At 69.4% G+C, this 19,679-nt stretch carries 20 protein-coding genes; 12 read left to right on the forward strand and 8 right to left on the reverse strand.

All coding sequences use genetic code 11. The features are described from left to right. Positions 1-28 precede the first annotated feature (28 nt). Complete coding sequence (locus QWU11_RS30700) at positions 29-682, forward strand: cupin domain-containing protein (RefSeq protein WP_290117949.1); 654 nt, start codon at positions 29-31, stop codon at positions 680-682. Between the two features lie 2 nt (positions 683-684). Here QWU11_RS30700 and QWU11_RS30705 read toward each other — a convergent pair whose 3' ends face one another. The 3 genes from QWU11_RS30705 to QWU11_RS30715 all read right to left on the reverse strand — a co-directional run bounded on the left by QWU11_RS30705 (position 685) and on the right by QWU11_RS30715 (position 3,163). Further along, the gene (locus tag QWU11_RS30705) at positions 685-1,503 is read right to left on the reverse strand and encodes an enoyl-CoA hydratase-related protein (RefSeq protein ID WP_290117950.1); all 819 of its coding nucleotides are present in this window, start codon (positions 1,501-1,503) and stop codon (positions 685-687) included. Positions 1,504-1,516: 13 nt separating this feature from the next. Then, complete coding sequence (locus QWU11_RS30710; protein WP_290117951.1) at positions 1,517-2,416, reverse strand: SDR family oxidoreductase; 900 nt, start codon at positions 2,414-2,416, stop codon at positions 1,517-1,519. A gap of 84 nt (positions 2,417-2,500) precedes the next feature. After that, positions 2,501-3,163, reverse strand: a complete 663-nt coding sequence (locus tag QWU11_RS30715; protein WP_290117952.1) for a DedA family protein — start codon at positions 3,161-3,163, stop codon at positions 2,501-2,503. 108 nt (positions 3,164-3,271) lie between these two features. Between QWU11_RS30715 and QWU11_RS30720 the strand changes: the two genes are divergently transcribed. Together QWU11_RS30720 and QWU11_RS30725 are read left to right on the forward strand one after the other, a co-directional pair. Continuing rightward, a complete protein-coding gene (locus QWU11_RS30720; RefSeq protein WP_290117953.1) occupies positions 3,272-4,171 on the forward strand; it encodes a glutathione S-transferase C-terminal domain-containing protein in 900 nt (299 codons plus the stop codon). 31 nt (positions 4,172-4,202) lie between these two features. Continuing rightward, positions 4,203-5,237: a serpin family protein gene (locus QWU11_RS30725; protein WP_290117954.1), complete on the forward strand. Its 1,035-nt coding sequence runs from the start codon at positions 4,203-4,205 to the stop codon at positions 5,235-5,237. A 3-nt stretch (positions 5,238-5,240) separates the two neighbouring features. Here the strand turns inward: QWU11_RS30725 and QWU11_RS30730 are convergent, their stop codons facing one another. Then, positions 5,241-6,179: a helix-turn-helix domain-containing protein gene (locus QWU11_RS30730; protein ID WP_290117955.1), complete on the reverse strand. Its 939-nt coding sequence runs from the start codon at positions 6,177-6,179 to the stop codon at positions 5,241-5,243. Between the two features lie 189 nt (positions 6,180-6,368). On the opposite strand from QWU11_RS30730, the gene QWU11_RS30735 reads away from it, so the two are divergent. The 5 genes from QWU11_RS30735 to QWU11_RS30755 all read left to right on the forward strand — a co-directional run bounded on the left by QWU11_RS30735 (position 6,369) and on the right by QWU11_RS30755 (position 12,725). Further along, entirely contained in the window at positions 6,369-6,821 is a 453-nt protein-coding gene (locus tag QWU11_RS30735; protein WP_290117956.1) for a hypothetical protein, read from the forward strand. Between the two features lie 328 nt (positions 6,822-7,149). Next, positions 7,150-10,842, forward strand: a complete 3,693-nt coding sequence (locus QWU11_RS30740) for a multifunctional oxoglutarate decarboxylase/oxoglutarate dehydrogenase thiamine pyrophosphate-binding subunit/dihydrolipoyllysine-residue succinyltransferase subunit (protein WP_290117957.1) — start codon at positions 7,150-7,152, stop codon at positions 10,840-10,842. A 70-nt stretch (positions 10,843-10,912) separates the two neighbouring features. Further along, a complete protein-coding gene (locus QWU11_RS30745; protein ID WP_290117958.1) occupies positions 10,913-11,089 on the forward strand; it encodes a DUF6104 family protein in 177 nt (58 codons plus the stop codon). A gap of 95 nt (positions 11,090-11,184) precedes the next feature. Continuing rightward, positions 11,185-12,009 carry a DUF4097 family beta strand repeat-containing protein gene (locus QWU11_RS30750; protein ID WP_290117959.1) on the forward strand — a complete coding sequence of 275 codons (825 nt, stop codon included), beginning with the start codon at positions 11,185-11,187 and terminating at the stop codon, positions 12,007-12,009. Then, positions 12,006-12,725, forward strand: coding sequence for a PadR family transcriptional regulator (locus tag QWU11_RS30755; protein WP_290117960.1), 720 nt, complete (start codon positions 12,006-12,008; stop codon positions 12,723-12,725). Before QWU11_RS30750 ends, QWU11_RS30755 begins: the two co-directional genes overlap by 4 nt. A 9-nt stretch (positions 12,726-12,734) precedes the next feature. On the opposite strand, the gene QWU11_RS30760 is transcribed toward QWU11_RS30755, so the two are convergent. From QWU11_RS30760 to QWU11_RS30775, 4 genes are all read right to left on the reverse strand, one after another. Further along, entirely contained in the window at positions 12,735-13,703 is a 969-nt protein-coding gene (locus tag QWU11_RS30760) for a zinc-binding dehydrogenase (RefSeq protein ID WP_290117961.1), read from the reverse strand. A 45-nt stretch (positions 13,704-13,748) separates the two neighbouring features. Further along, entirely contained in the window at positions 13,749-14,177 is a 429-nt protein-coding gene (locus QWU11_RS30765) for a type II toxin-antitoxin system VapC family toxin (RefSeq protein WP_290117962.1), read from the reverse strand. Then, positions 14,164-14,448, reverse strand: coding sequence for a ribbon-helix-helix protein, CopG family (locus QWU11_RS30770; RefSeq protein ID WP_290117963.1), 285 nt, complete (start codon positions 14,446-14,448; stop codon positions 14,164-14,166). Before QWU11_RS30770 ends, QWU11_RS30765 begins: the two co-directional genes overlap by 14 nt. Before the next feature lie 108 nt (positions 14,449-14,556). After that, complete coding sequence (locus QWU11_RS30775; protein ID WP_290117964.1) at positions 14,557-15,747, reverse strand: NADP-dependent malic enzyme; 1,191 nt, start codon at positions 15,745-15,747, stop codon at positions 14,557-14,559. A gap of 324 nt (positions 15,748-16,071) precedes the next feature. On the opposite strand from QWU11_RS30775, the gene QWU11_RS30780 reads away from it, so the two are divergent. The 4 genes from QWU11_RS30780 (at position 16,072) to QWU11_RS30795 (ending at position 19,678) form a co-directional block, all read left to right on the forward strand. Further along, a complete protein-coding gene (locus tag QWU11_RS30780) occupies positions 16,072-16,929 on the forward strand; it encodes an ABC transporter substrate-binding protein (protein ID WP_290117965.1) in 858 nt (285 codons plus the stop codon). Between the two features lie 117 nt (positions 16,930-17,046). Next, complete coding sequence (locus tag QWU11_RS30785) at positions 17,047-17,946, forward strand: ABC transporter substrate-binding protein (protein WP_290117966.1); 900 nt, start codon at positions 17,047-17,049, stop codon at positions 17,944-17,946. Between the two features lie 5 nt (positions 17,947-17,951). After that, positions 17,952-18,899: an amino acid ABC transporter permease gene (locus QWU11_RS30790; RefSeq protein WP_290117967.1), complete on the forward strand. Its 948-nt coding sequence runs from the start codon at positions 17,952-17,954 to the stop codon at positions 18,897-18,899. 26 nt (positions 18,900-18,925) lie between these two features. Beyond that, the gene (locus QWU11_RS30795; RefSeq protein ID WP_290118007.1) at positions 18,926-19,678 is read left to right on the forward strand and encodes an amino acid ABC transporter ATP-binding protein; all 753 of its coding nucleotides are present in this window, start codon (positions 18,926-18,928) and stop codon (positions 19,676-19,678) included. Position 19,679 lies beyond the last annotated feature (1 nt).

Genomic DNA, 19,679 nt, shown 5'->3' on the forward strand with positions numbered 1-19,679 from the left:
CGCCGGTGCGGCCGGTTAGGTTGACGGTGTGCTGCTACTCACGACACTCGACGCCTGGCAGGCCGAGCCCGACGGGCCCTTCCACAGCGAGACGGCCGCGTACGCGCCCGAGGAGGACGCGGTCGCGCTGGCGAACGACGCCTTCACCGACGAGCAGGTCATCGCCCTGGTCGGCCCCTTCTCGCGGATGCCGCTGCCCGGCGCGGTCAACCGATCGACGGTCGAGGAGGTGCGGTTCGCGCGGCGCGACCCGAGCGGGCGCGTGACCGGGTTCAGCCCGCGGCCGCCCGTGGCCGAGGCGCTCGGCCTGCTGCCGCATCCGGAGGGCGGGTGGTTCCGCGAGACGTGGCGGACCTCCACGCCGATGCGCGCGCACGGCGGCGAGCGGGCCACCGCCACCGGCATCTACTTCCTGCTGGGCGCCGGCGAGGAGTCGATCTGGCACGCCGTACGCTCCGACGAGGTGTGGCTGTGGCACCGCGGCGGCCCGCTGGAGCTGACGCTGCGCGAGGGCTCCGGGGAGACCACCGTCGTGCTCGGCCCCGACGTCGAGCACGGCCAGGCGCCGCAGGTGCTCGTGCCCGGCGGCGTCTGGCAGTCCGCGCGGCCGGCGGGCGAGCGGGAGGTCCTGGTGAGCTGTGTGGTCTCCCCCGGCTTCGACCCCGCCGACTTCAGCGTCTGACCTCAGCGGTTGCGGAAGTTCGGCTCGCGCTTCTCCAGCGTCGCCGCGACCCCTTCGGTCAGGTCCTCGGTGAGGAAGGCCATCGTCTGGGTGCGGTTCTCCAGCGCGAGGTGCCCGCGCAGCCCGGACGCGTCGATCGAGAGGTTCAGCAGCTCCTTGGTGTGCCGCAGCCCGAACGGCGACCGGGTGAGCAGCTCGTCGGCCAGCGCGAACGCGGTGTCCAGGTCTGCGCCCTCCTCGGCCAGCTCGGCGATCAGCCCGAGGTCGTACGCCTCCGCCGCGTGGACCGGCCGGGCCCGGTAGAAGATCTCCGCCGCCCGTGAGGCGCCGATCAGCCGGGGTAGCAGCCAGGTGAGCCCCAGGTCGCCGGCGGAGAAGCCGAGCTTCAGGAAGGGCGCGATGAACCGGGCGGTCGGGTCGGCGACCCGCAGGTCGCAGGCGAGCGCCACCGACATGCCCATGCCGGTCACCGGCCCATGCAGCGCGGCGATCACCGGCTGCGGGATCTCCCGGAGGCGAAGGACGAGATCGCCGCTGCGGGCCAGGCTGCGGTAGATCCGCGCCACCTGGCCCTCCGGCTCGGCGTCCTCGTCCGCCGGCGACGCGCCCGCGCCGCCGCCCCGGATGTCCATGCCGGCGGTGAAGGCCCGCCCGGCGCCGGTGAGCACCACGACGCGCGTCGCGGTGTCGGTGGCCAGCCGGTCGAGGATCGTGATGAGCTCCTCGACCATGGCCGACGTGACCGCGTTCAGCCGGTCGGGGCGGGACAGGGTGATCACGGCCACCCCGTCCCGTCGCTCGAACAGGATGTCCTCGCTCATCAGGCGGGCTCGCTCACTGGATGGCGCCGAAGACGGCCATGGTCTGCTCGCCGATGTCCTTGGCGAGAAGGTACGGCTCGGTCTCGTTGATCTCCTGCCAGCTGTCGCGTACGTCCTCGGCGCTCAGGCCGCCCTGCTTCGTGACGCCCGGCCCCTCGGCGACGAAGACGCGGGCGACTCGCCCGCCGCCGACGCTGTAGGTCTCGCCGCTGCTCTCGTTGCTCTCGTGCGCCAGCCACGCCACCACCGGGGTGACCAGCTCGACGCTGAGCTTGTCCTTGTAGTCCGCCGGGAACAGCTCTTCGGTCATGCGGGTCCAGGCGATCGGGGCGATCGCGTTGACCTTGATGTTGTACTTCTTGCCCTCGGCGGCGAGGGTCTTGGTCAGCCCGACGAGGCCCATCTTGGCCGAGGAGTAGTTGGCCTGCCCGAAGTTGCCGAACAGCCCGGCCGGCGAGGTGGTCATGACCACCCGGCCGTACGCCTGCTCGCGCAGGTGCGGCCAGGCGGCGTGCGTGACGAGGAACGACCCCCGCAGATGCACGGCGATCACCTGGTCGAACTCCTCCGGCGCCATGTTCTTGAACGACTTGTCCCGCAGGATGCCGGCGTTGTTCACGACGACGTCGATCCGGCCGAAGGCGTCCAGCGCGGCCTGCACGATCGCCTGCGCGCCTTCGGGCGTGGCCACGTTGTCGGTGTTGGCGACGGCCTCGCCGCCGTTCTTGGTGATCTCCTCGACCACCGTGGCCGCCGGTCCGGTGGAGGAACCGCTGCCGTCCAGGGCACCGCCGAGGTCGTTGACGACGACCTTGGCGCCTCGTGCGGCCAGTTCGAGAGCGTGCTGCCTGCCGAGCCCCTGACCTGCACCGGTGACGACCGCCACCCGTCCGTCGAACCGCAGTTCCGCCATGGTCCACATCCTCCTCGCGACGTTGCCTGACTCAGTGTCTATCACTGAACCGAATCACGCTCGGCGAGGACTCGCCCCCGTGGCTCAGTCGTCCCCGAGGTCGGGGACCGACACCGGCTCGTCGAGCGTCTCCGCCTCCTCGGCGGCCTCGCGCTGCCGTTTGCGGAGCCACCAGACGAACAGGCCGACCGCCGCGACGGCGGCCACCGCGATCGCCAGGACCCGGCCCGCCCACTGGGCGACCTGCTCGAAGGCCGTGCCGGCGAGGTAGCCGCCGACCGTGTAGCCGACGCCCCACGTGATGCCGCCGAGGGCGTTGAAGACGAGGAACCGCCCGTACGGCATCCGCGCGCTGCCCGCCAGGGCCGGCATGATCGCGCGGAGCAGGGCGGTGAAGCGGCCGATGAAGACCGCCGTCGCGCTGCGGCGACGGAGAAGGTCCTGGGCCTTGGCGAGCTTGTCACGGTGTTTTCGCAGGACGCGCGTGCCGAGCAGCCGGTCGCCGAACCGGCGGCCGATCTCGTAGCCGACCGAGTCGCCGGTGACCGCCGAGAGCACGATGACGATCAGCAGGATCGGCAGCGACACCCGGTGCTGGCTGGCCAGCACGCCCGCCACGACGATCGCCGTCTCGCCCGGGAAGACGAACCCGAAGAACAGGGCCGCCTCGGCGAAGACCAGCGCGGCGACCACGGCGTAGATCACCGGACCGTGCAGATCGAGCAGAGCGTCAGTGATGTGACCCACGGGCGATCAACGTCCTGTTTCCGGCGTCTCCATGGCAATAATCGTAGGGGGAGGGTGACGCCGCCGGATCGCCCGGAGGTCGGATATCCGTCACCCGCGGGTGGCACGATGGCGAACATCACGACGCGTGAGATGAAGGACGGCCGGTTCGTACGCCAGCCGAACCGCTTCACCGACAAGATCGGCACCGAGGAGTTCCCGGCCGAGGCCGGGCGTTATCGGCTCTACGCCTCACTGGCGTGCCCGTGGGCGCACCGCGCGCTGATCGTCCGCGACCTGCTCGGCCTCGAGGACGTGATCGGCGTGACGATCGTGGATCCCATCCGCGACGAGCGCGGCTGGCGCTTCACTCTTTCCCCCGACGGCCGCGACCCGGTCACCGGCGCGCACTTCCTGTCCGAGCTCTACATCGCGACCGACCCCGCGTACGACGGCCGGCACACGGTGCCGTGCGTCTGGGACACCGAGGCCGGGCGCCTCGTCACCAACGACTATCCGCAGATCACGCTCATGATCGAGGACGCGTTCGCGGAGTTGGCCCGGCCCGGCGCGCCCGACCTCTACCCGGGAGAGCTCCGCGCCGAGATCGACGAGCTGAACGACGAGGTCTTCCACAACGTCAACAACGGCGTCTACAAGGCGGGCATGGCCACCACCCAGGAGGCCTACGAGGAGGCGTTCGACGCGCTGTTCGCCACCCTCGGCCGCCTGGAGGCGCGGCTGGAGGGCCACGACTTCCTCGTCGGCGACCGGCTGACCGAGGCCGACGTACGGCTCTACCCCACGCTGGCCCGCTTCGACGCCGTCTACCACGGCCACTTCAAGTGCAACCTGCGGCGGATCGTCGACTACCCGCGCCTGTGGGCGTACGCACGGCGGCTCTACGCCATCCCGGCGTTCGCGCGGACCACCGACTTCGACCAGATCAAGCGGCACTACTACGAGACGCACCGGCACCTGAACCCCTCCGGCATCGTCCCCAAGGGCCCGGCGATCTCCTGGACCTGATCACTTCGAGATCGGGGGGTACGGTCGGGGCATGTACGAGTTCGCGCTGAACCTCCACCGCCGCCTGGCCTCCGAGGGCGACCTCGTCTGGTCGCCGTACTCCGTAGCGTCGGCGCTCGGGCTGGTCGCCGCCGGCGCGCGCGGGCGCACGTACGACGAGCTGGCCCGCGCCCTGGGCGCCGCACCGGGCGAGCTCGGCCTGGCCGAGGCCGCCGCGCTCGGCGAGGCCGAGATCGCCGTGGCCAACACCCTCTGGCTGCGCGAGGGCCTGCCGATCGAGGAGGCGTACGACCGTGCGGTCCGCGCGTTTCCCGGCGCGGCGGTGCACAACGCCGACTTCGCCGGTGACGCCGAGCGCGTGCGGCAGACCATCAACGCCGAGGTCGCCAAGGCCACCCGCGAGCTCATCCGGGACCTCCTTCCCGGCGGCTCCGTCGATGAGTTCACGACGGCGGTCATCGTCAACGCGCTGTACCTCAAGGCCGCCTGGCTGCACACGTTCGCCGAGCGCGGCACCGTCCCGGCGCCCTTCCACGCTCCCGGCGGACGGCGGCGGGTGCCGACGATGCGCCGCACGGGGCGCATGCCGTACGCCGAGGCCGGCGGCTGGAGGATGGTCACGCTGGCCGCCGCGGGCGGCGTGGTCGCGGACGTGCTGCTCGGGCCGGACGGCGGCGAGCTCTCACCCGGGCTCCTCCGTCAGCTGTACGGCGCCGCGCGGTCGGTCAAGGTCGACCTGTCGCTGCCGAGGTTCCGGGTCGAGAGCCAGGCGAGCCTGTCCGCGCCGCTCGGCGCGCTGGGCGTCGCGACCGCCTTCACCGACGACGCCGACTTCTCCGGCATGACGCCCCGGCCCGTACGGATCGACCGGGTCGAGCACAAGGCGGTGCTCGACGTGGACGAGCGGGGCTTCGAGGGCGCCGCGGCCACCGCGGTGATGATGGTGCCGGCGGGCATGGACATGAGCAGGCCGGTGGAGTTCCACGCCGACCGGCCGTTCCTCGTGGTCGTCCGCCACCCCGCCACCGAGGCCGTCTACTTCCTCGCGCGGATCACCGAACCCTGAGTCCTACCGGAACGCCCGGCGGTACGCGTGCGGACTGGTGCCGGCCACGCGCTTGAAGCGGTCGCGGAACGCCGTGGGCGAGCCGAACCCGACCTGGGCCGCGATGCGGTCGACCGGGTGCGTGGTGGTCTCCAGCAGATGCTGCGCCTGGCGGATGCGGGCGCGGTGCAGCCACTGCAGCGGCGTCGTGCCGGTCTGCTCGCGGAAGCGCCGGTTGAGCGTACGGGTGCTCATTCCCGCGTGGGCGGCGATGTCATCGAGGGTGAGCTCCCGGCCCGCGTTGTCCTCCATCCACTGAAGCACCGGTTCCAGCAGCGAGCCTCGTGGCGTGGGCGGCTGCTCGTGGACGATGAACTGCGCCTGCCCGCCCTCCCGCTCCAGTGCCATCACCGACAGGCGCGCGGCGTCGGCCGCCACGGCCGAGCCGTGGTCCAGCCGGATCATGTGCAGGCACAGGTCGAGCCCCGCGGCGGCCCCGGCCGCGGTCAGGATCTGCCCGTTGTCCACATAGAGGACGTCCGGGTCGACCTCCACGGCGGGATGACGAGCAGCCAGGAACGCGGCGGCGACCCAGTGGGTGGTGGCGCGCAGGCCGTCCAGCAGACCGGTCTCGGCCAGGACGAAGGCGCCGGCGCAGATCGAGGCGATCCGCGTGCCCGCCGCGGCCGCGCGCCGCAGCGCGTCCAGCACCTCGGCCGGGACCGGGGCCGAGGGGTCCGCGACGCCCGGCACGATGATCGTGTCCGCCTCGGCCAGCGCCTCCAGGCCCCACGGCGCCCGCAGCGCGAAGGCCCCGGCGTCGACCTCCGGCGCGGGCGCGCAGACGCGTACGCGGTAGGGCACGCGCCCGTCGGGCAGGCGGGTGCGGCCGAAGACCTCCAGCGGGGTGGTCAGGTCGAAGCCGATGACCCCGTCCAGCGCCAGAACGGCGACCGTGTGCATGGCCACAATCTACGTGCACGCCGGATCTCCGCCAACCGCTCTGAGCAGTGAGTTCTCTATGAGTGCACAGCCACCTGCGGTTGGCGAGAATCCGGTGGATGTTGGCATTGGAGCCACTGTCGGCCTTCACGCGACCGGCCGTACCGTCGAGGCTCGTCCCGTCCCCGGCACCAGAGAGTCCACGGCCCCATGACCAAGATTTTCCTCATCGCGCACGTCCTCGTCGCCATCATCGCCATCGGGCCGGTGACCGTGGCGGCCAGCATGTTCCCCGCCGCGGTACGGCGGGCGGCGGCCGACTCCGGTGGCCGCGGGCCGGCGGAGGTGCTGCTCCTGCACCGCGTCTGCCGCGTGTACGCCGTCATCGGCGTCCTCGTGCCGTTCTTCGGGTTCGCCACTGCGGGGAGCATGCACGTCATGGGCGACACCTGGGTGATCGTCTCCATCGGGCTGACCGCGGTCGCCGCCGCCGTTCTCGTACTGCTCGTCCTCCCCCGCCAGAAGGCCCTGGCCGGAGGCCCCGTCGACGACCTCCAGAGCCGGGCGGCACGCCTCGCCATGTACACCGGGATGTTCAACCTCCTGTGGGCGGCCGTGACGATCCTGATGATCGTCCGGCCCGGATCCACCACCGGCGCCTGACGGCGTGATCTGTGTCACCGCGAAGGGCGTACGGAAGCTCCGGTGAAAGTTGCGATCAGGTCCGTGTCCGGCAGGTCACGAAGTGACCGTTCCTCCTTGTCGCACCAGAGATGACCGAAGGCGCACAACGGCCGCCGCACCCTCCGGACACCTCTTTGTCACCGCCCGAATTCGGCACGGAATATCGCCATCCGCATGCGCGCTGAGTCATGACGTGGCCGGTCCACATGGTGAGAACCGCAGGCCTGGCATCGTGGACGGTCACGGACGAGTAGCCTTGTCTCGATTACAGATCCACCTGCGAGCGCGGAAGAGGGCGATCTCCGCCGTGTCGACTCAGTCGTCGCGATCCTCCGCCGACCAGGCCACTCCAGACTTCGGTCCCAATGAGTGGCTGGTCGACGAGCTTTATCAGAAGTACCTGGAAGACCCCAACTCGGTAGACCGAGCATGGTGGAACTTCTTCGCGGACTACCATCCGGACCGCCCGGCGAAGACGACCGACGGCGCGGCCGCATCCCCTCCGACATCGGCGCCGAAGCCCATACCCCAGCAGACGCCCGCCCCGGCCGCGAAGCCCGCCGCCGACAAGGCACCGAAGAAGGCTCCCGAGAAGGCGACGGAGAAGGCGGAGAAGAAGGCCGCCCCGGCGCCTCAGGTGCCCAGCGGCGCCGAGGAGATCCGCCTGCGCGGTGTCGCCGCCCGCACGGTCACCAACATGGAGGCCAGCCTCACGGTCCCCACCGCGACGAGCGTGCGTGCGGTGCCGGCCAAGCTGCTGATCGACAACCGCATCGTCATCAACAACCACCTCAAGCGTGGACGCGGCGGCAAGGTCTCCTTCACCCACCTGATCGGCTACGCACTGATCCGGGCGCTGCAGGCGATGCCGGAGATGAACGCCTCCTACACCGAGGTGGACGGCAAGCCCACGCTCGTACGCCCCGAGCACGTCAACTTCGGCCTGGCGATCGACCTCAAGAAGGACGACGGCCAGCGGCAGCTCGTCGTGCCCAACATCAAGAGCGCCGAGACCCTCGACTTCCGCCAGTTCTGGGCGGCCTACGAAGAGGTCGTGCGCAAGGCACGCGGCAACAAGCTGACGATCGACGACTACGCCGGCACCACGATCAGCCTGACCAACCCCGGCACGATCGGCACGGTGCACTCGGTGCCCCGCCTCATGCCCGGCCAGGGCACGATCATCGGCGTGGGCGCGATGGAGTACCCCGCCGAGTACGCCGGCACCTCCGAGGAGGCCCTGGCCCGGCTCGGCATCAGCAAGGTCATGACGCTGACGTCGACCTATGACCACCGCATCATCCAGGGTGCCCAGTCCGGCGACTTCCTGCGCCGCGTCCACCAGCTCCTTCTCGGCGAGGACGAGTTCTACGACGAGATCTTCGAGGCGCTGCGCATCCCGTACGAGCCGGTCCGCTGGGTGCAGGACATCAGCGCCAGCCACGAGGACGACGTCGCCAAGGTCGCCCGGGTGCACGAGCTGATCCACGCCTACCGCGTGCGCGGCCACCTCATGGCCGACACCGACCCGCTGGAGTACACCCAGCGCCGCCACCCCGACCTCGACGTCCTCAAGCACGGCCTCACGCTGTGGGACCTGGAGCGCGAGTTCGCCACCGGCGGCTTCGGCGGCAAGCCGACGATGAAGCTGCGCGACATCCTGGGCGTGCTGCGCAACTCCTACTGCCGCACCGTCGGCATCGAGTACATGCACATCCAGGACCCCAAGGAGCGCGCCTGGATCCAGGCGCGCGTCGAGATCCCGCCGGGCAAGCCGGACCGCGAGGAGCAGAAGCACATCCTCGGCCGGCTCAACACCGCCGAGGCGTTCGAGACGTTCCTGCAGACCAAGTTCGTGGGGCAGAAGCGCTTCTCCCTCGAAGGCGGCGAGTCGCTGATTCCGCTGCTCGACGCGGTGATCACCTTCGCGGCGCAGGCGCACCTCGACGAGGTCGTCATCGGCATGGCCCACCGCGGCCGGCTCAACGTCCTGGCCAACATCGTCGGCAAGTCCTACGGCCAGATCTTCGGTGAGTTCGAGGGCAACCTCGACCCCCGCAGCGCGCAGGGCTCCGGCGACGTGAAGTACCACCTCGGCGCCGACGGCGACTTCGTCGCCCGCGACGGCTCGAAGATCCGCACGTCGCTGGTGGCCAACCCGAGCCACCTGGAGACCGTCGACCCGGTCGCCGAGGGCGTGGTCCGCGCCAAGCAGGACGTCCTCGACGTCGGCGAGGGCGGGTTCACCGTCATGCCGATCCTCATCCACGGCGACGCGGCCTTCGCGGGCCAGGGGGTCGTGGCGGAGACGCTCAACCTCTCCCAGCTCCGTGGCTACCGCACCGGCGGCTCGATCCACGTCGTGGTCAACAACCAGGTCGGGTTCACCACCGCCCCGGAGTACTCCCGCTCCAGCGTCTACGCCACCGACGTGGCCCGCATGATCCAGGCGCCGATCTTCCACGTCAACGGCGACGACCCCGAGCAGTGCGCGCGGGTCGCCCAGCTCGCCTTCGAATACCGTCAGGCGTTCAACAAGGACGTCGTCATCGACATGATCTGCTACCGGCGGCGCGGGCACAACGAGTCCGACAACCCGTCGTTCACGCAGCCGCTGATGTACGACCTCATCGACGCCAAGCGCTCGGTCCGCAAGCTCTACACCGAGGCGCTGATCGGCCGCGGCGACATCAGCGTCGAAGAGGCCGAGCAGGCGCTGCGCGACTACCAGGAGCAGCTCGAACGGGCGTTCAGCGAGACCCGCGAGGCCACCAACCAGCCGCCGCAGGAGAGCTTCACCAAGCCCGACACCGAGCGCATCCCGGTCGACCACACCGGCGTCCCCACGGCCATCTCCGAGGAGACGGTCAAGCGCATCATCGACACGCAGCTCAACCCGCCGGACGGCTTCACCGTGCATCCGCGCGTGCAACCGCTCCTGCAGAAGCGCGCGCAGATGGTCGAGGACAACGCGATCGACTGGGCCACCGGTGAGATGTTCGCGCTCGGTGCGCTGCTCATCGACGGCCGCCCGGTACGCCTCGTCGGCCAGGACACGCGCCGGGGCACCTTCGGCCAGCGGCACGCGGTGCTGTTCGACCGCAGGACCGGTGAGGAGTACACCCCGCTCAAGCAGTTCGGCCAGGGCACCTCGAAGTTCTACGTGCACGACTCGCTGCTGAGCGAGTACGCCGCGATGGGTTTCGAGTACGGCTACTCCATGACCCGGCCGGACGCGCTGGTCTGCTGGGAGGCGCAGTTCGGCGACTTCGCCAACGGCGCCCAGTCGATCATGGACGAGTACATCTCGTCCGGCGAGCAGAAGTGGGGCCAGCACTCCTCGGTCGTGCTGCTGCTGCCGCACGGCTACGAGGGCCAGGGGCCGGACCACTCCTCCGCGCGCATCGAGCGTTACCTCCAGTGCTGCGCGCAGGACAACATGACGGTCGCGCAGCCGACCACGCCGGGCAACTACTTCCACCTGCTGCGCTGGCAGGCGCTGTCGCCGCGGGAGAAGCCGCTCATCGTCTTCACGCCGAAGTCCATGCTGCGGCTGAAGGCGGCCACGTCGGCCACGTCGGAGTTCACCTCCGGCTCCTTCCGCCCGGTCATCGGCGACGACACCGTCGAGCCCGGCTCCGTACGCCGGGTGGTCTTCACCTCCGGCAAGATCTACTACGACCTGCTGAACGGGCGGGAGAAGGCCGGCGACACCTCGACGGCGCTCGTGCGCGTCGAGCGGCTCTACCCGCTCCCGGTCGACGAGATCAAGGCGGAGCTGGCCAAGTACGCCCCCGACGCCGAGCTGATCTGGGTCCAGGACGAGCCCGCCAACATGGGGTCGTGGCCGTTCATGGCGCTCAAGCTGACCCCGCACCTCGAGGGCCGGGAGCTGAAGCGGGTCTCCCGCAAGGCCAGCTCCTCCCCCGCGGTGGGTTCGGCCAAGATGCACACGGCCGAGCAGCAGGGCCTGGTCGCCGCCATCTTCGGCGACGGCTGATCGCTTCGTCCGCCCGGTGCCCCCGTACGCCTCGGCGTGCGGGGGCACCGGCCGCAAGGCAGGTAGACGCATGTACTTCACCGACCGGGGTATCGAGGAACTCGCCGAACGGCGCGGCGAGGAAGAGGTGTCCCTCGCCTGGATGGCCGACCGCCTCCGGGAGTTCATCGACCTGAACCCCGAGTTCGAGACGCCCGTCGAGCGCCTCGCCACGTGGCTGGCCCGGCTGGGCGACGAGGACGACTGACGCCCGCACGACCCCAAACGCGATACATCTTGACTTTCCCGAAACGCGACATATCTTGTTAAGACGAGGTGTCCGGACGGAAGGGGAATCGCACCATGGCGCGCTGGACGGTCGACGAGCCAACGAAGATCGATTTCGACGGCGTGGTCGCGCTGAAGGCGAATATCGTGGCGGGAACGGTCTCCGTCCTGCCCAGCGACCACCCCACACTGCAGGTGAGCGAGATCTCCGGCCATCCGCTGGAGGTCGTGCACGAGGCCGGCATGCTGAGCCTCACCCAGAAGAGCAGCGGCGTCGAGGGGGTTCTCCGCTGGCTGCAGAACACCCGCGGACGCGCGGCCATCACGGTGACCGTGCCACGCGAGTGCCCGGTCACCCTCAACCTGGTCACCGCGAACGCGGTCGTCACCGGAATGGCCGGCCGTGTCTCGGTCAAGACGGCCTCCGGTGACGTGACGCTCGACGGCGTGACCGGCACGATCGACGCCAACACCGCGACCGGCGCCGTCGAGGCGCAGGGCGTGAGCGGCTCGGTGCGGTTCAACTCCGTCTCCGGCGACCTCGCCCTGGCGCACGGCAGCGTCGGGCGGCTGAGCGCGCACTCCGTCAGCGGTCAGATCACCACCGACGTCGATCTCGACACCGACGCCGGCGTGCAGATCCGTACCGTCTCGGGCGAGGTGACGATGCGCCTGCCGAGTTCCACCTCGGCCAAGGTCACACTCAACTCCATGAGCGGGCGCATCGACGCCGCCTTCGACGGGCTCGGGCGCGAGGAGCGCGGCATGCCCAAGAGCGTGACCGGTACGCTCGGCGGCGGAGCGGCCTCCCTGAACGTCAACTCCGTCTCCGGGGCGATCACCCTCCTGAGCCGCCCCGACCCCGAAGCACTGACCCCAGAAGGAGAGCAGGACCGATGAGTCCCGTGTTCGGCCACGGCAGGCTGCGGCTCTACCTGCTGAAGCTGCTCGAAGAGAGCCCGCGGCACGGCTACGAGGTCATCCGGCTGCTTCAGGACCGCTTCCTGGGCGTCTACTCCCCCTCGCCGGGCACCATCTACCCCCGGCTGGCCCGGCTGGAGGAGGAGGGCCTCGTCACGCACGAGGTCGTCAAGGGCAAGAAGGTCTACCGCCTCACCGACGCGGGCCGCGCCGAGCTCGAACGCCGCATGGACGAGCTGGCCGAGCTGGAGGACGAGCTGACCGAGTCCGTCCGCGACATCGCCCGCGAGGTGCAGGAGGACGTACGCGACACCGTACGGTCCCTGCGCGAGGAGCTGACCCACGCCGCCCGCGAGATGCGCAAGCAGGGCCCGGCCGGCGCGACGCAGAACCTCAAGGAGACGACGCGGCGGCAGAAAGAGGACCTCCGGCGCCAGAAGGAGTACTGGAAGGACCAGAAGCGCGTCTGGAAGGAAGAGTGGCGGCACACCTGGGAGGACGCCTGGGCCACCGCCACCGGCTCGCAGGACGAGGCCGCGCGCGTCAAGCTGGACCGCGCGCTGCGGAGGTTCGTCGAGGAGGTCCGCGAGGCCTCACAGGGCGGCCTGGACGCCGAGCAGCTCGCCCGTACGCGCGGGCTGCTCGACGAGACGTCCCAGCGCATCAGGTCCGAGATCTTCCCCACCGACGACTGACCGCCGCCGTCAGGGCGTGAAGACGACCTTCCCGAAGACGTCGCCCTCGGCCATCGCCGCGAACCCGTCGCGCGCCTGCGCCAGCGGCAGCACCCGGTCGATCTTCGGCCGCAGACCGGTGACGTCGAGGAAGCGCGCGAGCCGTACGAGCTGGTCACGGGTGCCCATGGTGGATCCGACCACCGAGAGCTGGAGGAAGAAGACGCGGTTGAGCTCGGCGGGCGGCACCTGCCCGCTGGTGGCGCCCGAGACCACGATCCGGCCGCCGGGCCGCAGCGACTTCAGCGAGTGGCTCCAGGTGGCCTCGCCGACGGTCTCGATGACCGCGTCGACGCGCTCGGGCAGCCGGGCGCCGGACTCGAAGGCCTGGTCGGCGCCGAGTTCGAGAGCCCGCTCGCGCTTGTCGCCGCTGCGGCTCGTGGTCCAGACGCGGTAGCCGGCGGCCGAGCCCAGGGCGATCGCGGCCGTGGCGACGCCGCCGCCCGCACCCTGGACGAGGATGGTCGACCCCGGCTGGAGGCCGGCCTTGTCGAAGAGCATGCGGTAGGCGGTCAGCCAGGCCGTCGGCAGGCAGGCGGCCTCCTCGAACGACAGCGAGGCGGGCTTGGGCACGAGGTTGCGCCGGGGCACGGCGACCCTCTCGGCGAACGTCCCGTCGTAGGACTCCGACAGCAGCGACCGCTTGGGGTCGAGCGTCTCGTCGCCCCCGCCCCGCTCCGGATCGCCGATCACGGAGTGGACGATGACGTCGTTGCCGTCCTCGTCGACGCCGGCGGCGTCGCAGCCGAGGATGATCGGCAACCGGTCCGCGCGGATCCCGACGCCGCGCAGAGTCCAGACGTCGTGGTGGTTGAGGGCCGTGGCCTTGACGGTCACGGTCGTCCACCCGTCGGGGACCGTGGGCTCAGGACGCTCCCCGAACTCCATCCCGTCGAGCGGACTGTCGGCATCGATGCGTGCTGCGGTGACGGCGAACATGATCCGCACTGTAGCCAGTAAGCCCCTCGGCCCGCTCCCCCGGTCCTACCTCAGGGGATGCCGCCAGCGCAGTCCGGGGAACCGGGCGAAGCCCTTGTCAGCCGTGATGAACTCACATCCGTGTTCGATGGCGAGCGCGGCGTGGTAGGCGTCCGCGACCGTGTCCCCCCTGGCTTTGACCTCGCCGCACAGCTTCGTGAAGATCGGCCAGTTGCGGGTGCCCGGCGTGAGCCGCACGCAGTTGGAACGGTCACGGATGGCGGACGCGGCGGTCACCGCGTCCTCGATCGGGGTCGGGTCCTGGTAGATCCGTGGATTGGTCACCACCCGCACGAAGCCGCTGAGTGCGAGCTCGGACACCGCGAACGGCGCCGGACCCTCGATCTCGCTGAACAGCCACGAGCGGTAGCGGTCGTGGTCCGCCATCTCCGGACGATGCGCGTAGACGAAGATGTTGACGTCAACGAGCCTCATCGCCGGCCTGCCTGCGATAGAACGCGTCTTCCTCGGCGTACATGAGCTCTTTCAGGACCCTCGGATCGTTCAGGTTGAGGTCCGGCCGCGCGGGGCCACTTCCACCGTAGACCGGGAACGTCACCGGCTCCGGCTCGTGTGCCTCCGCGCCGCGGAGCAACTGCCGCAGCGCGTCCTCGATGACGGAGTTGAGGCTGCGATGCTGCTGGGCCGCGAGCGCCTTGGCGTCCGCCAGTAGTTGGTCATCTATTCGCACTGTCGTCCTCCGCATGCCTTCAGTGTTGGCAGCGTGACATAAAAATGTCAACGATCACAACCGGTTACACAGAGAACACGGCCCGTACTCTCGAACCGGAGTACGGGCCGTGTCCTATGCGACTCAGAGGCGGGCGACGCCTTCGGCGCGGGCCTGGGCGGCGACCGCCGCCGTGACGGCCGGGGCGACGCGCTCGTCGAACGGGCTCGGGATGACGTAGTCCTCCGACAGGTCGTCGGCGACCACGTCGGCCAGCGCCGTGGCCGCGGCGAGCTTCATGCCCTCCGTGATCGTGTGGGCGCGGACGTCCAGGGCGCCGCGGAAGACTCCGGGGAAGGCCAGGACGTTGTTGATCTGGTTGGGGAAGTCACTGCGGCCGGTGGCGACCACGCGGGCGTGCCGCCGCGCGATCTCGGGGTGGATCTCCGGGTCGGGGTTGGACAGCGCGAAGACAATGGCGTCGTCGGCCATGACGTCCAGGCTGTCCTCGCGGATGGTGCCGCCGGACAGGCCGATGAACACGTCGGCACCGACCAGGGCGTCCTCGGTCGACCCCTTGAGCTGCGACCGGTTGCTGTCGCGCGCCAGGGCCTGCTTGATGGGGTTCAGCCCATCGCGGCCGTCGTAGATGAGGCCCTTGCTGTCGGAGACCGCGATGTCGCCGATGCCCGCCTCCAGCAGGATGCGGGAGACGGCGACGCCCGAGGCGCCGGCGCCGGCCACCACGCCGCGCATCTCCGACAGTGCCTTGCCGGTGAGGCGGGCGGCGTTGCGCAGCGCGGCGAGGACCACGATCGCGGTGCCGTGCTGGTCGTCGTGGAAGACCGGGATGTCGAGCGCGGCCCGCAGGCGGTCCTCGATCTCGAAGCAGCGCGGTGCGCTGATGTCCTCGAGGTTGATGCCGCCGAAGCTCGGCGCCAGCCGGATGACGGTCTCGACGAGGTCGTCGGCGTCCGTGCAGTCGAGGCAGATCGGCACGGAGTCCACGCCGCCGAACTGCTTGAAGAGGAGGGACTTGCCCTCCATGACGGGCATGGCGGCGGCCGGCCCGATGTCGCCCAGTCCGAGTACGGCGGTGCCGTCGGTCACGACCGCGACCACCTTGGAGACCCAGGTGTAGTCGTTGACGAGCTCGGGTTCTTCGGCGATCGCCATGCAGACACGGGCGACGCCCGGTGTGTAGGCGAGGGAGAGATCGTCGGCGTTGTTCACCGGAACGGTCGAGCGAACCTCGAGCTTGCCTCCACGGTGCAGCGCGAACGCCGGATCGTTGTCGTAGTCATGTTCAGTCGGTTGATCAGGCTTGGCAGCCACAGCGACCCCTGGTATTCGTGACAAAAACGGGCAAACGGCCTCGTCATCCCTGGGTCAACGGGCGACGTGGACGTCTCTCGGAGTACGGGGGTCACCCGTTCACCGATTGAACCACATCCTCCGGCAGATCCCAGGCGGGGGACCGTACCACCGGGGTGGCCGGGCGCGTACCGCGCCATTCGGTCACGGCCGTAAAGGGTTTATGCCATTGTTGACCCGCTTAGTCGACCACCGTCACAGATGTGGACTAAGCCCTTCTTCGCACGCCCGAAAACCTCCGCCTCATAGGAGGACGCTCTGCGCCCCCGTCCCCTCGCTCGCCGCATGATCGCGGCGGCGCTCCTCACGCTGCTCGGAACCTCCGCCCTCGCCGCCTGCCGGGATACCGGCACCACCGGGGCACTCGGACGCATCCACCGGGCAGGCAAGATCATCATCGCTACAGACGCTCTTTATCCGCCCAACGAGTTCAAGCAGGGCGACCAGATCGTCGGCTTCGACATCGACCTCGGAACGGCGATCGCCCAGAAGCTCGGCCTCAAGGCGGAGTTCCAGGATGTGAAGTTCGACACGATTCTTCAGGCACTGGAGGAGGGCAAGTACGACATCAGCCTTTCCTCCTTCAGCGACACCCGCGAGCGCGAGAGCCGGTTCGACTTCGTCACCTACCTGTCCGCGGGCACGATGCTGATGGTGCCGAAGGGCAACCCGCGCCACCTGCGGCCCGACGGCCTGTCCCTGTGCGGCAAGAAGATCGCCGTCGAGAAGGGCACCACACAGGAGGAGGAGCTCTCCCGCAAGGACGTGACGAGGCCGGACGCCGGCACGCGCATCGACGCCTGCCGCAGCGCCGACAAACCGGCCCCCATCCGGCTGTCCTATGACGACCAGGACGCGGCCGGCCAGGCCCTCGCGAAGGGTGAGGCGGACGCCTCGCTCACCGACTCGCCCTCGGCGGTCTACGGGGCGAAGCAGTCGGGCGGCCGGATCCAGTGCTCCGGGATGCCCTACGCCACCGCGCTGTACGGCGTCGCGATACCCAAGCGCGAGGCTGATCTGCGGGACTCGGTCTTCAAGGCGATGAAGGCCCTCATGTCCGAGGGCACGTACAAGAAGCTGACCGAGCGGTGGGGCCTCACCTCGGGCGCGGTGCCGGAGACGAAGATCAACGCTGCGGATTAGCCGTTGCATGATTGTTTCACGCCGGTAATCCCACTTGAGGCGGGGTTACGCCAGGATGTCCCCCAATCAACCTGACAATCATCGGGGGGCATCCCCCGACCTCTAGAGGAGGACGCCGTGCACACCGGTCCTCTGCACCGCCACGGCATCGTGGTGGGCATCACAGTCATCGCAGGCGCCCTCGCGCTGTCCGCGTGTAACGCCAAGACGACCACACCGGGCAAGAAGAGCGCCCTCGACACGATCAAGAAGAACGGCAAGCTCGTCATTGCCACGGATGCGTCGTACGCACCCAACGAGTTCAAGCAGAACGGCCAGATCGTCGGGTTCGACATCGACCTCGGCACGGCGATCGCCAAGAAGCTGGGCGTGACGGCGAGCTTCCAGGACGTGAAGTTCGACAACATCCTGCCCGCGCTGCAGAGCAAGAAGTACGACATCAGCCTCTCCTCCTTCACCGACAACAAGGAGCGGGAGCAGAGCTTCGACTTCGTGACCTACTTCTCCGCGGGCACCGGCCTGATGGTGAAGACGGGCAACCCGCTCAAGCTCTCGCCGGACGACCTGTCTCTGTGCGGCAAGAAGATCGCCGTCGAGAAGGGCACCACGCAGGAGGACGAGCTGACGCCGAAGTCGAGCACCAAGCCCGACGCCGGCGCCCGCGTGGAAAAGTGCAAGCAGGGTGGCAAGGCCGCCCCGGTGAAGGTCTCCCTCGACGACCAGAACGCCGCCAACCTCGCGCTCGGCAACGGCCGCGCCGAGGCGGTGCTCGCCGACTCCCCCGTCGCCGCGTACGCGGCCAAGGAGTCCGGCGGCAAGTTCGAGATCGCGGGCAAGGCCTACGACACCGCGCCGTACGGCATCGCGATCCCCAAGAACGAGAATGAGCTGCGTGACGGGATCCAGAAGGCGATCAAGGACCTGATCACGGACGGCACGTACAAGCAGCTGACCGACAAGTGGGGCGTCTCCGATGGTGGCATCACCGACCCCAAGGTCAACGGAGCGGCTGGCTAGGAACCGTGACCGACACTGACACGGCGGAACCGGTACGGCCTGAGACGATCAAGGCCGTGCCGGTCCGGCACCCGGGCAGATGGGTCAGCGGCGCGATCGTGCTGGTCCTCGCCGCCATGCTCATCCACATGCTGTTCACCAATCCGAACCTGGACTGGTCGACGTTCGCGAAGTTCTTCACCGAGAAGCAGATCCTCAAGGGTCTCGTCGCCACGCTCGAGCTGACCGTGATCGCGATGGCCATCGGCATCATCGGCGGCGTGGCCCTCGCGCTGATGCGGCTGTCGGCCAACCCACTGCTGTCATCGGCCGCGTGGCTCTACATCTGGTTCTTCCGCGGTACGCCCGTACTCGTGCAGCTGATCTTCTGGTTCAACATCAAGGCGCTGTTCGGCGACATCTCGCTCGGCATCCCGTTCGGCCCGACGTTCATCACCTGGGACGTCAACAGCCTGGTGACCACGTTCATCGCGGCCATCCTGGGCCTCGGCCTGAACGAGGCGGCGTACATGTCCGAGATCGTGCGGGCCGGCATCATGTCGGTCGACGAGGGTCAGACCGAGGCGTCGCAGGCCCTGGGCATGCGGCGGCTGAAGATCATGCGGCGGATCGTGCTCCCGCAGGCGATGCGCGTGATCATCCCGCCGACCGGCAACGAGACCATCTCGATGCTGAAGACCACGTCCCTGGCGTCCACGGTGGCCTTCACCGAACTGCTGAAGGCCGGCGAGGACATCTTCAACGCCAACTACAAGACGATCCCGCTGCTGATCGTCGTCAGCGTCTGGTACATCATCGTCACCTCGGTCCTGTCGATCGGCCAGTACTACATGGAGCGCCGCTTCGGCCGTGGATCGTCGCGGGCGCTGCCGCCCACGCCGTTGCAGCGGCTGCGGCGCAACCTGACGACGTTCCACGTACGGCCGCAGGTGCCGGAGAGGGGGGCGTCGTGAGCGAGCCGACCGCGTCGGCCGGGCCGATGGTCAAGGCCGAGGGGATCCACAAGTTCTACGGCCGTCTGCACGTCCTCGCCGGCATCGACCTGGAGGTCGAGTCCGGCGAGGTGATGTGCGTCATCGGCCCGTCCGGGTCCGGCAAGTCGACCTTCCTCCGGTGCATCAACCACCTGGAGAAGATCGACTCCGGGCGGCTCTGGGTGGACGGCCATCTCGTCGGCTACCGCCAGCGCGGCGAGAAGCTGCACGAGATGCGCGAGAGCGAGGTCGCGGCGCAGCGCCGGGACATCGGCATGGTCTTCCAGCGCTTCAACCTGTTCCCGCACATGACGGCGCTGGAGAACGTCATGGAGGCGCCGGTCCAGGTCAGGGGCGAGTCCAAGGCGGCCGTACGCGAGCGGGCGACGGCACTGCTGGAGCAGGTCGGGTTGGCGGACAAGATCTCCGGCTACCCGTCCCAGCTCTCGGGCGGCCAGCAGCAGCGTGTCGCGATCGCGCGGGCGCTGGCGATGGAGCCGAAGCTCATGCTGTTCGACGAGCCGACGAGCGCGCTGGACCCCGAACTCGTCGGGGACGTGCTCGACGTCATGCGGCAGCTCGCGCTGGACGGCATGACCATGGTCGTCGTGACCCATGAGATGGGCTTCGCCCGCGAGGTGGGCGACTCGCTCGTCTTCATGGACGGCGGCGTGATCGTCGAGCAGGGCGCGCCCCGCGAGGTGCTGTCGGACCCGAAGCACCGGCGTACGCAGGACTTCCTGTCCAAGGTGCTCTGAG

The sequence above is a fragment of the Actinomadura sp. DC4 genome (assembly GCF_030406325.1).
In the GTDB taxonomy this organism is placed as follows: domain Bacteria; phylum Actinomycetota; class Actinomycetes; order Streptosporangiales; family Streptosporangiaceae; genus Actinoallomurus.